Raw genomic sequence first — 14230 nt, 5'->3', positions numbered from 1 at the left:
CATGCGGGGCCCACACAATATTATCCGCCTGATCCGCACAGGTGCGACGTTGGAACGCACGGGTGCGATGAACGTGGTGCTTGATGCCTTTGACGCAGGCCCTTTGTTGCGCGTGACCTTCCGCACGCTGGTCTGGCCGTTCCAATGGCTGGGCTTCAAAGGCGATGTGACGATGCCACCGGCGGTGCGCGCGCTTACAGCGTTGGGCCCGGCATACATCAAATTCGGACAAGTCCTGTCAACCCGCCCTGACGTGGTGGGCGACGAGTTGGCCGTGCAACTGCGGGTGTTGCAGGACAAACTGCCACCGTTTTCAATGCGCGAAGCAAAGGACGCCATTCAAACTGAATTGGGCCAGTCATTCGACACGCTGTTTTCCTCTTTCTCAGAACCCGTTGCTGCCGCATCTTTGGCGCAGGTTCACAGGGCCCATCTGGCAGAAGATGGCGAGGCCGTCGCCGTCAAAATCCTTCGACCCGGCATCGAAAAAGCCTTTCACAAGGACATTGACGCCTTCTATTTCGCCGCCCGCGCGATTGAGTTGCTGTCACCTGCATCGCGCCGCCTGCGCCCGATGGATGTGATCACCCATTTCGAAGGCATAGTGATGGGCGAGCTGGACCTGAGATTGGAAAGCTCGGCCGCCGCGGAATTTGCAGCCAACACCGACAAAGACTTGGGGTTTCAGGTCCCGCAGGTGCGCTGGCATCTGTCCGGTCGGCGGGTCATGACATTGGATTGGGCCGAAGGCACGAATATCGGCCTGAACGACGCCTTGGATGCAGCCGGGCAGGATCGGCGCGCCTTGGCCACGCGGGTGATGGAGCTGTTCCTTAACCACGCGCTGCGCGATGGGTATTTCCATGGCGATATGCATCAGGGCAACCTAAAAGTGGCCGCAAATGGCGATATCATTGCCTATGATTTCGGGATCATGGGCCGGATCGATGAATACACCCGCCGCGTCTACGCCGAGATCCTCTTTGGGTTTATCCGCAAAGATTACCAGCGTGTGGCCGAAGTGCATTTTGAGGCTGGTTATGTCCCTGCTGACCGCGATGTCGATGAATTCGCGCGCGCGCTGCGTGCCGTGGGCGAGCCGATTTTCGGCATGGACGCCAGCCGCATTTCGATGGCTCGGTTGCTCAGCTATCTGTTCGAGGTGACCGAACGTTTTGGCATGGAAACCCGGACCGAGTTGATCCTGCTGCAACGTACCATGGTTGTGGTCGAAGGTGTCGCGCGGTCGCTTGATCCGCATATGAACATCTGGCAGGTGGCCCGCCCCGTGGTCGAGGATTACATCAAGCAGAGCATCGGGCCAAAGGCCTTGCTGCGTGACCTGAGCAAGACTGCCATGATCCTCGCGCGCTTTGGTCCGCAACTGCCGCGTCTGGCCGAAGACGCGCTGATCCGCCTCAACAATCCGCCGCCGCCGTCCAAACCGCAGCGCCACATTGCGCGTCTGTCCTGGATGGCGCTGGGTGGCGTCTTGGTTGGCGGTGCCGTCTGGATCAGCACATTAATCTAGGGCCCGGCTAAACCGCTCCGTCACGCACGGCCGTCACCACACTGCTGGGCACTGTGGCGCCACCTTGCAGCACCAACACGTTTGCACCGTCTTCAACGCGCACTTCGGTGATCTGGCCATAGGTTTCGACCGGATCCTCTGCTATCACTTGCCCTTGTGACAGCGTAACGATCTCGAATGTGTAGGATCCAGCCGCCATCGGCTCTCCTCCGGGGCCGACACCGGCCCATGTAATCGTGTCTTCGCCCGCATTTACCGGCAATCGCTGCACTTCGTTTCCTGCATCGTCGGTGACGACAATCTCTTGGCTGTCACCAATGGTTGAAGGTTGCGGATGCAGCGTGAGTGGTTGACCGTCAAAATAGGTCGGCGCTGATGTGCGCGCTTGCTTGCCCACAAGCCCGGCCATTTCCGCAAGCCCCGAAACACCCATTTGTTCGGTCAGCGCGCGCAACAGATCGTTCGTCTGCACCGCCTGTTCGACACCAGAGAATGTCGCCAGTTGTGTGGCATAGTCGGTCGAGTCGATCGGATTGAGCGGATCTTGATACTGCATTTGTGCGGTCAGCATCTGCAGGAACATCTCAAAATCGGAACTGATCTGCGTAGCCGTAGCAGATGCTGGCGAAGTAGGCGCCGACGATGCCGTCGTTGTCGTTGGAATGTCCATGGTGCCTCCTATAGGCGTAGATCAAGGCCAGCGCTGGCCAGCGGTGAATGCAGGGCCACAGGTTGGTCGGCCACTTCTTCCACTTGGATGGCGGCGAATTGATCAACCTCTGCCGTCTTTTTATCGGTGCTGTCTTGCGATTGCGATCCAAAGGAAAATGTCAGACTTTCATAGCCCAACTCCTGGAATTCTTGCGCGAGTGCATCAATATGCCGGCGTAGCAGGTCCATGGTTTCGGGCCTGTCCGCGGCGATGTTCAGCGTGATCCCCCCCTCGGACGCTGTCATGCTGAGCCGAACGCGCCCCAGCTCTTCGGGGTTGAGAGAGATTTCTGTGACATTGTTGCCCGTATTGGTGACTGCCATAGCAATCTGATGCGCGGTATGGCGAGCCACCTCTGGCCCGGCGCCCGGGGTAGAGTTTGATACAGCTGCGCTGATAGTTGCCGGCCTGTCACCTGCTGCTTGCCCAAGTCCAATATCAGGGTCTATGGGTTTGATCTGTCTTTCAATTTGTTGGCCCAATGGCCCCTGCGCCACCTGCGCGATTGCCACCGCAAGCGGCTGCACCATTCCTGAATGCGCCGCTGCGGCTTGTATCTGCGAGGCAGGTACCTGGGTTGATGGCCGCATCCGTTCTGCCAATAACTGTTCCGCTTTTGGTTCACCCTGCGTTCCGACGGCTACTGCCGGTGCAGCCGGTTTCGCACCCTTGTTTTGCGTTGCCAAATGCTCTCGCGGTAGGGGTAACTGCGGGCTGTCAGGACGGGCCTTTTGCTGGACCATTGACGGTGGTTCTTCTGGAGCTTTCGTGCTCCCGGCGACCTGCCCCTGTGGATCTATTACGACTTGTTTCCCTTGTGGTATTTGTCCCTCGACCACAGATTGCGCAACCGTGCCGCGTTGTGGTTGATTGGGCTCACCTGACGACTGCGACAGAGCTTTCTCCGCCCTATCAACCATTGGCAATGATGCGCCGTTTGCAGGGTGGGAGCGGCTTTGGTTGCGAAGCCCCGCTTCATCCTCTGGTCCGCTTGCCAGCTTTGACGCCTGCGAAACAGGCTTGTCCCGAGGCACAGGCGCCAAGACGACTGGAACCAAATCTGCATCGGCCGCAGTGGCCTTCTGACTGGGAATCGCCGTTTCATCACTGTCCGGTTCTGCGGCCAGCAAAACGTCGCTCTTGCCGACCGGCATCACATCGGGATCTTCGGCCGCAAAGATAACACCAAAACCGGAGACATCCTCTGTATCCCCAACCTCAGCCAGAGCGTCAGGTGGCAGACCGGTTGCGACGGCTTCTTTTGGTGCAAGCAAAGGTATCATCGGTTCTCCGATAGAATCTGACTGATCACAGCTTTGCCGCAAAAAACTTACTGAATGTTTAGGACTATCCCACATTCTGTCGTCAATCAGACAACGGAGAACCCGATGACAACGATTCCTGTGCTGCCGCCGCCCCGGCCCACGACCAACCTGCCCGACTATATACAGTCCAACCCCAAACTGCGCGACGCTGCCGAAAAGCTGGAGGCGACCTTTTTGGCCGAGATGCTCAAATCTGCAGGTGTCGGCGCACCGCAGGACGCCTTTGGCGGCGGGCATGGTGAAGAACAGTTCGGGTCGTTCCTGCGCGACGCACAGGCCGAAGAGATGGTGAAGTCGGGGGGCATTGGCCTGGCAGAGGCCCTTTTTGAGGCGATGAAGGCGCGCGGCTATGACACGGTCAACAATTGATGCCCTTCTTGAAACGCTTGATGCTGAGGCCGATGCGATCCGATCTGCTCGCTATCAGCCGCTCAAGGTGATCCAGACGTCCATCGAGTCGCAGATGGCGCAACTGCGCCCTGATCAACATCCGCAACAAGCGTTGCAAAAATTGAAATCCAGATTGCAGGCCAACCAGGCGCTTTTGCAGGCTGCGGTTGGTGGCATGGCTGCGGCGCGCGCACGAGTTGCGGAACTCTTGCAAGTGCAACAAGGGCTGAGCATTTATGACCAATCCGGCACTCTGGCAACGGTCCCGACACACAACAAAGGTCTTGAAAAGAAGGCATGAATTTCGCTCAAATTGTCCGCATTTGAGCTGGGCGAATTAGGAGTTTGTTCAGGCTAGACCGGCTTATTGAGGGCAACGCCAAAACGGCTGACTGGCGCGAACATTCGCCAGTGCCTTCCGTCAGAATGACGCTTCAACCTGCAGCAAAGCTGTAGATTCCTGAAATCACACGGTGCAAAGCGCCTCATTCGAAAGACCCACACAATGTCCAGTATCCTTACGAACAACAGCGCGATGGTCGCGCTGCAAACCCTCAAGTCCATCAATAATGACCTGTCCAAGACACAGTCGATGATTTCCACCGGTAAAGAGATTGGATCCGCACGGGACAATTCGACTGTCTGGATCACTTTGGCATTAGATGAATAGGCCCGCTGGGTCTGGATCAGTTCCGTCAGTTCACCGGCGACGTCTGTCGCTGATTCCTCAAGCGCAAATCCGACGATGTCACCGGTGGGGCCGTCCGACGCATCCCACAGGAAGAACGAACCACTGTCTGGAGTGACCCTGAAACTTTGCTGATCATGCGATTCAAGCCCGTTCACATTTGCCACATCCACAAGTGGTATCTGGTACAGAACGCGGTTGATACCAATGTCAAATGACGCCCGCACGAACCCATTCTGGTCCACCTCAATCGATGTCAGGCTACCAACCGGCGTCCCGTTTTTCGAAATTGATACTGGTGCAAAGGCGTCCGATAGTTGGGTCAAGCCGATAGAACTGCCCAGTTCGCCTATGTTGATCTCCATCGGGCCGCCGTCCACGTTGATGGTAAGAACGCCAGTGGCTGGGACGTAAGGGCCGCCGACGGGTGTGACAGGGTCAGCAAAATCGACGTTGGCCAAGGTACCGCCGCCACCGCGGGTATCGTCAAACGTCAGTCGATACTCACCAACAACGTCAGGCACACCATTTGCATCAACATCGGTTTCACTATCGCTGATGCTCATTGTCCATTCGTTGGAAGCACCGTTCGCAGGTACAGTCGGCGTCAAGACAATGATCAGGTTTGAAGAAGCCCCAAGGTTATCAAAATACTCAACCGTAAGAGATTCCGTATCGCCCGGTGCCCCTTCGCGCGTCGATGTTGCAGGCAGGTTTACAGATAGGTCAACGCGCGTTGTCGGTTCTCCTGCGAATTGGTTGGCGTTGATCTGCACTGGCACTAGCCCGTCAATCGAGTCGCGTGGATAATTGGGGATCGTGCCGTTCGGTGCGGCGGGCACGCCCAGCAATACCAGACCACCCGTGGTCCGCAGAAAACCTTGTGCGTCAGGGCGAAACGACCCGGTTGTCGTCAGGAAAAGAGGGTTGTCTCCGTTGTTGACGTTCACTGACGTTTCAGAGGTCACTGGGAGCATCCCCCGCCCCCGCACGGCCAAATCTGTGGGATTGGTTGTTGAAACCAACGCCCCGCGTTCATCAATCAACCGCGTGGTTGTTGTGCGAACGCCACCCGCAGAATACGAACCCTTCCCGCCTTCGATCACCATCGATTGGAAATCGGTCACGGCACGCTTGTACCCATACGTGGAGGAATTTGAGGTATTGTCTGAGATCGTCGCCAGGCGAGAGGCATTCGCCGCCAGCCCAGCAACACTGGCGTTCAAAGAAGAGGAAATTGACATGAGGACGGCCTTTCTGCAGCGAACCAACGTGTGTTGTAGTCAGGCATAAAGCCCCAGTCTTAATGCCTCCCTAATGTCTAAAATGCGCTGTAAATTGTGCGCCTCGTCCCTGCTAGATGTCACTGCGCAACAGGATCACTTCGATCCGATTGTTGCGCGGCGCCGTCGGATCACCCACCGCAGGGTCGCGATCACCAGCGCCGGTCAACCGCATGATGCGCCGCGGATCCAGACCACCCGTTTCCAGCATCAGCCGCATTTGCGCGGCGCGAGCGGTCGAGAGATCCCAAATCGGGTTATCAACCTGCAGGATTGGTTTCGCGCTTAGATGTCCCTCGACCACAACCGTGTTGCTGACCGCAGCAAAGAGCCGGGCCAGAATTGCTGCGATCTCGGCCACCACCGGGTTAGCGATGGCTGTGTCACCTTCAAAAAGCGCCACATCGGGAAGATCAAAGATTTCGATGATCAGGCCCTCATCGGTCAGACGCGTAATGATGTGGCGCAGCGCCTGATCCGACAGCATGCTTTCGCCACCCTGTGCCAGCAACACTTCTTCAAGATCACGCAAGGCGGCGACCTGTGCTGCGATGACTGCATCAACCTCAGCGTCACCGGGGGGCGGCATCGCCATTATTGCCGGTCGCACCACGCCTGCACCACTTTGGGCCAGTGCTTCCTGCGTGAACATATTGTCACCGCCAAAGGCCCCGGACCCGCCGCCTGACACCCTGTTCACGGCGATCGACGGCGAAAAGTAGTCAGCAAGACCTTTGCGCTTCTGTTCTGTTGTGGCGTTGAGCAACCACATCAGCATAAAAAACGCCATCATTGCCGTGACAAAATCCGCATATGCCACTTTCCATGCTCCACCGTGGTGGCCCCCACCAGCGATGACTTTCTTGCGTTTGATGATCGTCGGCGCATTTGTTCCCGCAGTCATGGCTCCACCCCTCTTTCCAACTGAAATCAGGGATAGCGGGTGGAAAATGAAAGCAGGCTTAACGGAACAATTCGATGAAAATGTCGTAGGTCAGACGGCCTGATCGCAGGCGCCTGCAGCATCTGACGCGACAGCCAGATCCAACACCCGCTGCAACACAGCGCCGCGCGCAAAATCCGGCATGGCAGGTTGCCCTGTCTTGACCGCCTCAATAAACCGGCGGAAATTAGGTACAACCGGGCTGGGTGGCACTTCCACCCAGTCCCCGTTGTGCAAATCATCGCCCACACAGATCGACAGGCTGCTTTTCCACCGTTCAAAGCGCACATCAAGCCCGCCGGTGGTGCCAAAAAGACGCAAACGCAGGTCATTGATATGACCACTGGCAAAGCGGCTGGCGTGGATCACGCCAACCGCCCCATTCGACAGTGATAGATGCATCGCCATGCTGTCGTTGGCGTCCAATGTATAGTTGCCAATCTTGCCTCCCGCCGCCTTGTCAAAGGTCTTGAGTCTGCACGAAATCCGATCTGGATCAGCACCCGCTGCGAAACTGGCAAAATCGAGGATGTGAACACCGACGTCGCCCAAAACACCCATTGATCCATGGTCAGTAGACAGACGCCACAACCATGCGTCCTCGGTCTGCCAATCACCCCAGGCATCCTGCGTCAGCCAGCTTTGCAGATAGGACGCCTCAAAATGGCGCACCTCACCGATCTGGCCTTCTCTGACCATTTGCGCCGCCTGCATCAGTGCTGGCACGTTGCGATATGTCAGGTTCACCATATTGATGACATCGGCATCTTTTGCGGCCTGCGCCAGTTCGGCAGCATCCGGATAAGAGGTGGCAAGCGGCTTTTCGCAAAGAACATGCTTGCCCGCCTTCAGCAGCGGCAATGTTGTGCGATGATGGATAGCATCAGGGGTGACGTTCGAGGCCGCGTCAAACTCACCCCAGACAATGGCGTCCTCAACACTGGAAAAGCGATGCAGGATGCCGAATTCTGCAGCAAAGGCGGCCAGATTGGCCGCGTTGGGATCAACACCACCGACAATCGTGACATCATCCATGGCGGCATATGCCTTGGCGTGGTCATGCGCCATGTTGCCGGTGCCCACAATCAGAACACGGATCACCGGAAGCCATCCTCGCCGTCGGCATGCAGTTTGGGGCCACGTTCCTTGATCGGCTCCAGCGCCTGATCAACGGGCACATTGGGCGCATCGTTGACCCCGATCACGCGCGGCGCAGGGTTGTAGGCCCAGCGCACTGCATTGCGCAGCACGGTCTGTACATTGGCATCATGATAGGTCGGATAGGTTTCATGGCCGGGGCGGAAATAGAACACATTGCCAGCACCCCGCTTGTAGGTCAGCCCAGAGCGGAACACCTCTCCTCCCTGAAACCAGCTGATGAACACGGTCTCTAGCGGTTCGGGCACACCGAAGGGTTCGCCATACATTTCTTCGGTTTCAAGCTCAAAATGATCAGGCAAACCAGCAGCAATCGGGTGATTGCGCGAGGTGACCCACAAACGCTCGCGCTCGCCCGCCTCGCGCCAAGTCAGGTTGCAGGGCGTGCCCATCAGCCGCTTAAATATCTTCGCAAAATGCGCCGAATGCAGCAGTATCAGGCCCATGCCGGCGTTCACGTGATCCGCAACACGTTCCACCACCTCATCGGCGACATCACCGTGAGCGGCATGCCCCCACCAAAGCAAAACATCCGTCTGGGCCAGTCGATCGTCCGACAGCCCATGTTCGGCGTCCTGCAACGTGGCTGTTGTTGCATCAATCCCGTCAAGGCACAGGGCCTCCGCGATGGCGCCATGCATACCATCAGGATACAGATCAGAGACGATCTTGTTGGTTTGTTCATGGACGTTCTCGCCCCAGACGATAGCTCGGATAGTCACGCGATTCACCTTTTCAAAGCGCTTTGAGTCGACGTTGCGCTAGGCCCGTGTGAAATACAAGGATGAAAGTGAGCAGGCCGGTTTGCGGCAGAATTGAACCGATGCGAGGCACGCCTGTGATCTATCTGGACAAGACCAGCGGCAATGAGATGAAATTCGACGCTAAACTGGGGATCCAGCTGATGGCGCGAACTCTTCATGCGCGAACACAAACAGGTTTTTCGGGTTCTCGGCCCGATGCAAAACGCCTACTATCGCAGCGACGGCCGGTGCGAGCGGCCTGTGGCCCTGCGTCAAGATGTCGACGTGTAAAAGCTGACGTTTGAGGCCTATATGAACACGAATTTGGCAAAGGCGCGGCCCATGGCACACCTAAAGATCGGCATCGATAACCCTGCCCAACTGACACGGCTTGTCTCTTCGCTGCGCACATGACGATCATGATCCCGGCCTGGGAAAACGGCACGCTCAAACCCGTTGAAAAACTCGATGCGCATCTGCGCGGGCTAAAACATAAGGCCGTCAGTGTCTTTGTTCTGAACCGGGGGCGTGTGCTGATCCAACAGCGCGCAATGGGCAAATATCACACGCCGGGGCTTTGGGCGAACACCTGTTGTACCCACCCAGAGTGGGACGAAGACCCCGCAGATTGCGCCGTACGGCGCCTGAACGAAGAGCTGGGGATTATCAGGCTCTACCCTACGCACCGCGATCAGATTGAGTACCGCGCCGATGTAGGCGGCGGGTTGATCGAACATGAGGTGGTCGAGGTCTATGTCACCGACTCGCCGGACGATCTGACACTCGCGCCGAACCCGGACGAGGTGATGGCGACCCGTTGGGTTGATTTCTACGACCTTTGTGCAGATGTCGCCCGGAACCCTACCCACTACACGCCATGGCTAAAGATTTACCTGCAACAGCACGCTTCTGCGATCTTCCCTGATCTCGTCCGCGCCCGCTGACCCCTTTTCGTTTCGTCCCGAACAGTGTTTATGGGCAAGAACGGCAAAAGGGACGGCAAAGATGGCATTTTGGGTTTTTGGATATGGGTCACTGCTGTGGAACCCCGGCTTCACCCCCGAAGAAACCATCAAAGCACGGCTGCACGACTACCACCGTAGCTTTTGCATGCTCTCAATCCATCACCGGGGCAGTGAGGATGATCCGGGGCTGGTGCTGGCATTGGACACGCAGGCAGGCGGACAATGCACCGGCGTTGCCTTCAAGGTACGCGACAGCGAAGCAGACACTGTGCTTGCGATGCTGCGCGAACGCGAGCTGATCTCATCTGCCTATTACGAAGACACTGTTGAACTGACCACGGACGCGGGCAAGACGATCCCGGCGCTGGCCTATATCATCAACCGCGGTCACCGGCAGTATTGTCAGTTTGATCTTGAAAAACAGGCGCAGATCATCGCGCGTGCCGTCGGCGGGCGCGGACCCAACACTGAGTATCTTTATAACACTGCCGATCATCTGACCGAACTGGGCATCAAAGACGACGATATGGCTTGGCTGACACAACGTGTGCGTGCTTTGACAGCAACATAGGCCGGGCTCGAATTTATTTGGGTTTGCAGAGATTCCGCCATATGGTGCTATGGGGGCAGCAACAACACACTATATGAGGACTCCCATCCGTGTCGGAAAAACGGGAACCCAAGGCGCAACCGCAGTTTTCACAACCTATTCGCCAGCTTTTGTTCATGCTGATTGTGCTTGGGCTTGTTGGGTCTGGCTTTTATCTAGGGTTGTCCCAGATCACTGCGATCTATCAATCTAACCCCTACCTGAACGGGGTCATTCTTGGCGTCTTCGTTCTGGGTGTCCTGTCCTGTTTCAATCAGGTCTTCTTGTTGATGAACTCGGTGCGCTGGATCGAACGGTTTGCACGGGATGCAGGCGGACACTCCTACAGCGCGGCACCATCGCTTTTGGCGCCACTTGCGACACTCTTGCGGTCACGTGGCGCACGCACGCAGGTTTCATCATCTTCGGGACGGTCCATTCTGGATTCCGTTGGCCAACGGATCGATGAAGACCGCGAGATTACCAGATACATTGGTAACGTACTGATTTTCCTTGGCCTTCTGGGCACATTCTACGGGTTGGCCACAACCGTTCCGGCGTTGGTCGAAACCATCCGCTCGCTCAACCCCGGTGAAGGTGAAAGCGGGGCTGACATCTTTGCGCGGCTCCAATCAGGGCTAGAGGCCCAGCTTGGCGGCATGGGCACAGCGTTCTCAAGCTCACTCTTGGGATTGGCTGGATCGCTGATCGTCGGCCTGCTGGAACTCTTTGCAGGGCACGGCCAAAACCGGTTCTACCGCGAGCTAGAGGAATGGCTGTCCACGATCACCCGCGTGGGCATCGACGGCGAAGAAGGCGGCGGCGCTGATATGGGCGTCATGGGTTCATTCGTGGATCAGTTGGGCGAGTTGATGGATACCATCCAGATGATGATGGGCCAGACCGATGCGGATCGCGAAGAAAACGACAGGCGATTTGCCACGCTTGCGCAAGCTGTCGAACAAATGGCGCAAAACACAGCCGCCGACACAAAATCCGAAATGCTAGAACGCGTGGCCGTTAGTCAGGAAGCGCTGATCAAGAAACTTGATGACAGCGGGATGGAAGGCATCGATGCCGAAAGCCGGATGCGCCTGCGCTCTATCGACGTCCAACTGCTGCGCATTCTTGAGGAGATGTCAGCCGGGCGACAGGAAAGCATCGGTGATTTGCGCGCAGATATCGCCAATCTGGCGGGCGCGATCCGGGACAGAGGCTGATCCATGGCGCTGAGCCGCAGATCATCGAACAGGTTTCAGAACGCCATTTGGCCGGGCTTTGTGGATGCGATGACCGGGCTTTTGCTGGTGCTGATGTTCGTTCTGACCATCTTTATGGTGATCCAGTTTGTGCTACGTCAGCAGATCACTGGTCAGGAAAGCGAGCTGGATGCGCTCAGTAACGAGGTCGCGGCTTTGGCTGCAACCCTTGGGCTTGAACAGGACAGGTCGGCGTCTTTGAATGCCGACCTTGATGCAGCCAACGCAGAGGCCACGCGGCAGGCAGGCCGGATCGCGGCCTTGATCGCAGAACGCGAAACGCAGGATCAGGCGCTGGCCGCAGCCCAAAGCGAGATCACGCAGTTTGAGGCACAGGTCGCAGGCTTGCTGAGCGATCGTGTGGATGCACGTGCCAGCATTGCCGGACTGGAGACCGAACAGGAACGGCTTTTGTCACAGCAAGAGGCGCTCAACCTTGCACTGGCCGACGCGCGCAGCGAAATCGATGCCGGGACCCAAGCCGCACGTTTGGCCGCCGCCCGCCGCGAAGCGTTGGAGGCGATGATTGCTGACCTCGAAACCGAGCAGTCAGAAGCAACAGCACGCATTTCCGCTTTAGAAGCCGAAATGCTGACGGACGCGGCCGCTGCAGAAGCGCTGCGAGAGCGGCTGGCCAATGCCGACACAGAACTGACGGCGATGACGCTGAACCTAGAAGAACAGCGTCGCGAAGCCGAGGATACGCTGACGTTGCTGGCTGCTGCGCGTGCCGCACAAGAAGAACTCGACACGCTGCGCGGTTCATTGGCGGGTGAGAATGACACGCTGACAGTGCAACTTGCCGAAGCCCGCTCAGAGCTTGCACTTCTGCGTGCCGACGCACAAATCGGCGCAAACTCAGCTGACGAACAGGCGGCCCTGCTGGCACTGGCCAACGAAGAACTTTCGAAGCAAGAAGCGCTTTCTGCCGAAAGCCAGCGTGAGGTTGCTTTGCTGAATGAGCAAATCACGGCCTTGCGCACGCAGGTCGGTGACCTGCAGTCCTTGCTGAACCTAGCTGAAGAAACAGACCGAGAAGCGCAAGTGCAGATCGAAACATTGGGCGCGCAACTCAATACCGCCCTCGCCCGCGTCGTCTCTGAGGAACGGCAGCGGCGCGCGCTGGAAGAGGCAGAGCGCATCCGGCTAGAGACCGAGACAGCACGGCTTGAGGAAGAGGCCGAACGGCTCGCCGCCGAAGCAGAAGATTTGTCACGGTTCAAATCGAATTTCTTTGGCGAATTGCGCCAAATCCTTGAAGGACAAGACCGAGTGCGGATCGAAGGCGACCGCTTCATCTTCAATTCCGAGGTACTGTTCGAACCGGGCAGTGCCACGCTCGCGCAAGCGGGCGAGGTTGAGATCGCCAATATCGCCGACATCCTGCGGGGCATCGCCGATGACATTCCGGCGGGGATCGATTGGGTGATCCGTGTCGACGGGCACACCGACAACATCCCTGTGAACCGTGGCGGACGTTTCGCCGACAACTGGGAACTAAGTCAGGCGCGCGCGCTGTCCGTGGTGCGGTTTATGTCCGAAGAACTGGGGATCGACCCACGACGTTTGGCTGCAAACGGCTTTGGTGAATTCCAGCCCATCAACCCACTGGACACACCAGAGGCTCGCGCGCAGAACCGCCGGATTGAGTTGAAATTGACCGAACGCTAGGCCGGTTACCTACACCCGGTCCCGCCGATGCCGTCATGCGCGGCCACCTCGTTGATATTGCAAGGCACCATCACGGGCGCCGCCATTACCGCAGGCGACTCCAGAACCGGCGGCGCTATGGCTGCCCGTTCTTCCTGCGGCAAGCTACATGCGCCCAGCGCCAATGTCAGACAGATGATCAGGCGTTTCATGTTTCGTCTTCCTGTGTTGCGTAGAAATAGCCACCCGCGCGGAAGCACGCAATTCGGTCCTCGGCTGGCAGTTTCAGGGCGTCTTTCTTCATCTCAGCCGCCCGCGCGCTCAGACGCTTGAGCAAGGCCATCTGCGCCGCATCATAGTCCGCTTTTAGCGCAGCGATATGATCATTCGTCAGCTCAGTGTAATGCACAGCGCGCTCAAAATGTGGCGGGTCCTGTCCAAGCACATTGTCAGTCGCTGCATCAAAATGGTCACCAAGGTTTTGCGTCAGATAGGCCAACTGATCCTCAGACCCCGACAAGGGCTGATATGAGGCCTGCAACAGGCGCACGTTCTGGGTTTCGCCGTCAATTGCGACGGCGCCCGCCGCTTCCAACGTGTCCAGCATGGTACGCGGATGGATATCCTTGCGGACAATCTTGGCCAGCGCCTCAAACGAGGGCGCAGGGCCATTCCGTGGCAGGTCGCGGCCATCAAAGGCGGGTTCATTTTGCCAAAGGGCCAACAGACGCGCGAGGTGGTGTGTACGCGGTTCCGGCGCCGGCAATGCGCGCAGCCGTGCGACGTCACGGCGCTGCAAACCGGTCAAAATTGACAGGCGACTGTCCGTCATCTTGCCGTCCGACATGCCCTTCGCCGCGTCCACATAGTGCGCCTTGAGCCGTTCGGCCAATTCGGGAAACTGAACACCCCGCGCCACCATCAGTCGGGCGAATGGGCCAAGCAATCTATCGAGCAAATCAATCATAATGTGCAATTTACACATTTCTATTGA

14 protein-coding genes and 3 pseudogenes are annotated in these 14230 nt (G+C 57.6%); 9 read left to right on the top strand and 8 right to left on the bottom strand.

All coding sequences use genetic code 11. The annotated features are described in order from the left end of the window. Position 1 precedes the first annotated feature (1 nt). Positions 2–1531: a 2-polyprenylphenol 6-hydroxylase gene (gene ubiB / locus DHN10_RS04195; protein WP_108814010.1), complete on the top strand. Its 1530-nt coding sequence runs from the start codon at positions 2–4 to the stop codon at positions 1529–1531. A gap of 7 nt (positions 1532–1538) precedes the next feature. Here the strand turns inward: ubiB and DHN10_RS04190 are convergent, their stop codons facing one another. Together DHN10_RS04190 and DHN10_RS04185 are read right to left on the bottom strand one after the other, a co-directional pair. Beyond that, positions 1539–2201 (bottom strand): flagellar hook capping FlgD N-terminal domain-containing protein, encoded by a 663-nt coding sequence (locus tag DHN10_RS04190; RefSeq protein ID WP_108814009.1) that lies wholly within the window; start codon positions 2199–2201, stop codon positions 1539–1541. A gap of 8 nt (positions 2202–2209) precedes the next feature. Next, on the bottom strand, positions 2210–3526 hold the full coding sequence (locus tag DHN10_RS04185) for a flagellar hook-length control protein FliK (protein ID WP_159086909.1): 1317 nt from the start codon (positions 3524–3526) through the stop codon (positions 2210–2212). Positions 3527–3631: 105 nt separating this feature from the next. Between DHN10_RS04185 and DHN10_RS04180 the strand changes: the two genes are divergently transcribed. From DHN10_RS04180 to DHN10_RS19970, 3 genes and pseudogenes are all read left to right on the top strand, one after another. Further along, positions 3632–3937 (top strand): rod-binding protein, encoded by a 306-nt coding sequence (locus DHN10_RS04180; RefSeq protein WP_108814500.1) that lies wholly within the window; start codon positions 3632–3634, stop codon positions 3935–3937. Beyond that, the gene (locus DHN10_RS04175; RefSeq protein ID WP_108814007.1) at positions 3918–4259 is read left to right on the top strand and encodes a hypothetical protein; all 342 of its coding nucleotides are present in this window, start codon (positions 3918–3920) and stop codon (positions 4257–4259) included. Before DHN10_RS04180 ends, DHN10_RS04175 begins: the two co-directional genes overlap by 20 nt. A 204-nt stretch (positions 4260–4463) precedes the next feature. After that, positions 4464–4604 (top strand): annotated as a pseudogene (locus DHN10_RS19970) (flagellin N-terminal helical domain-containing protein); the annotation flags it as partial. Here the strand turns inward: DHN10_RS19970 and DHN10_RS04165 are convergent. From DHN10_RS04165 to DHN10_RS04150, 4 genes and pseudogenes are all read right to left on the bottom strand, one after another. Continuing rightward, positions 4592–5890, bottom strand: a pseudogene (locus tag DHN10_RS04165) (flagellar hook protein FlgE); the annotation flags it as partial. The pseudogenes DHN10_RS19970 and DHN10_RS04165 sit on opposite strands and share 13 nt — an antisense overlap. A gap of 112 nt (positions 5891–6002) precedes the next feature. Further along, positions 6003–6833 carry a flagellar motor protein MotB gene (locus tag DHN10_RS04160; RefSeq protein WP_108814006.1) on the bottom strand — a complete coding sequence of 277 codons (831 nt, stop codon included), beginning with the start codon at positions 6831–6833 and terminating at the stop codon, positions 6003–6005. A gap of 90 nt (positions 6834–6923) precedes the next feature. Then, positions 6924–7973, bottom strand: a complete 1050-nt coding sequence (locus DHN10_RS04155; RefSeq protein ID WP_108814005.1) for a Gfo/Idh/MocA family protein — start codon at positions 7971–7973, stop codon at positions 6924–6926. Continuing rightward, entirely contained in the window at positions 7970–8752 is a 783-nt protein-coding gene (locus tag DHN10_RS04150) for a ThuA domain-containing protein (RefSeq protein ID WP_108814004.1), read from the bottom strand. Before DHN10_RS04150 ends, DHN10_RS04155 begins: the two co-directional genes overlap by 4 nt. Positions 8753–8938: 186 nt before the next feature. Between DHN10_RS04150 and DHN10_RS19965 the strand changes: the two are divergent. The 5 genes and pseudogenes from DHN10_RS19965 to DHN10_RS04125 all read left to right on the top strand — a co-directional run. Next, a pseudogene (locus DHN10_RS19965) lies at positions 8939–9187 on the top strand (geranylgeranyl diphosphate reductase); the annotation flags it as partial. Continuing rightward, on the top strand, positions 9184–9717 hold the full coding sequence (idi, locus tag DHN10_RS04140) for an isopentenyl-diphosphate Delta-isomerase (protein WP_108814003.1): 534 nt from the start codon (positions 9184–9186) through the stop codon (positions 9715–9717). The pseudogene DHN10_RS19965 and the gene idi, both read left to right, overlap by 4 nt. A 61-nt stretch (positions 9718–9778) precedes the next feature. Next, positions 9779–10309, top strand: coding sequence for a gamma-glutamylcyclotransferase (locus DHN10_RS04135; RefSeq protein ID WP_108814002.1), 531 nt, complete (start codon positions 9779–9781; stop codon positions 10307–10309). Positions 10310–10464: 155 nt separating this feature from the next. Beyond that, positions 10465–11547: a biopolymer transporter ExbB gene (locus tag DHN10_RS04130; protein WP_108814499.1), complete on the top strand. Its 1083-nt coding sequence runs from the start codon at positions 10465–10467 to the stop codon at positions 11545–11547. A gap of 3 nt (positions 11548–11550) precedes the next feature. After that, entirely contained in the window at positions 11551–13257 is a 1707-nt protein-coding gene (locus DHN10_RS04125) for a peptidoglycan -binding protein (protein WP_108814001.1), read from the top strand. Positions 13258–13262: 5 nt separating this feature from the next. Here the strand turns inward: DHN10_RS04125 and DHN10_RS04120 are convergent, their stop codons facing one another. Then, a complete protein-coding gene (locus DHN10_RS04120) occupies positions 13263–13448 on the bottom strand; it encodes a hypothetical protein (protein ID WP_108814000.1) in 186 nt (61 codons plus the stop codon). Beyond that, positions 13445–14203: a DUF6502 family protein gene (locus DHN10_RS04115; protein WP_108813999.1), complete on the bottom strand. Its 759-nt coding sequence runs from the start codon at positions 14201–14203 to the stop codon at positions 13445–13447. Before DHN10_RS04115 ends, DHN10_RS04120 begins: the two co-directional genes overlap by 4 nt. Positions 14204–14230 lie beyond the last annotated feature (27 nt).

Origin of the sequence: Loktanella sp. Alg231-35, from assembly GCF_900143545.1 — a bacterium.
Classification (GTDB): Bacteria; Pseudomonadota; Alphaproteobacteria; order Rhodobacterales; family Rhodobacteraceae; genus Yoonia.
This window is presented reverse-complemented; position numbering and strand designations above follow the sequence as displayed.

Coding starts and splice junctions, on each gene's coding strand:
- DHN10_RS04125 (WP_108814001.1), top strand. CDS start 11,551: ATGGCGCTGAGCCGCAGATCATCGAACAGGTTTCAGAACGCCATTTGG.
- DHN10_RS04190 (WP_108814009.1), bottom strand. CDS start 2,201: ATGGACATTCCAACGACAACGACGGCATCGTCGGCGCCTACTTCGCCA.
- DHN10_RS04160 (WP_108814006.1), bottom strand. CDS start 6,833: ATGACTGCGGGAACAAATGCGCCGACGATCATCAAACGCAAGAAAGTC.
- DHN10_RS04185 (WP_159086909.1), bottom strand. CDS start 3,526: ATGATACCTTTGCTTGCACCAAAAGAAGCCGTCGCAACCGGTCTGCCA.
- DHN10_RS04115 (WP_108813999.1), bottom strand. CDS start 14,203: ATGATTGATTTGCTCGATAGATTGCTTGGCCCATTCGCCCGACTGATG.
- DHN10_RS04130 (WP_108814499.1), top strand. CDS start 10,465: ATGCTGATTGTGCTTGGGCTTGTTGGGTCTGGCTTTTATCTAGGGTTG.
- DHN10_RS04120 (WP_108814000.1), bottom strand. CDS start 13,448: ATGAAACGCCTGATCATCTGTCTGACATTGGCGCTGGGCGCATGTAGC.
- DHN10_RS04135 (WP_108814002.1), top strand. CDS start 9,779: ATGGCATTTTGGGTTTTTGGATATGGGTCACTGCTGTGGAACCCCGGC.
- DHN10_RS04180 (WP_108814500.1), top strand. CDS start 3,632: ATGACAACGATTCCTGTGCTGCCGCCGCCCCGGCCCACGACCAACCTG.
- DHN10_RS04175 (WP_108814007.1), top strand. CDS start 3,918: ATGACACGGTCAACAATTGATGCCCTTCTTGAAACGCTTGATGCTGAG.
- ubiB (WP_108814010.1), top strand. CDS start 2: ATGCGGGGCCCACACAATATTATCCGCCTGATCCGCACAGGTGCGACG.
- idi (WP_108814003.1), top strand. CDS start 9,184: ATGACGATCATGATCCCGGCCTGGGAAAACGGCACGCTCAAACCCGTT.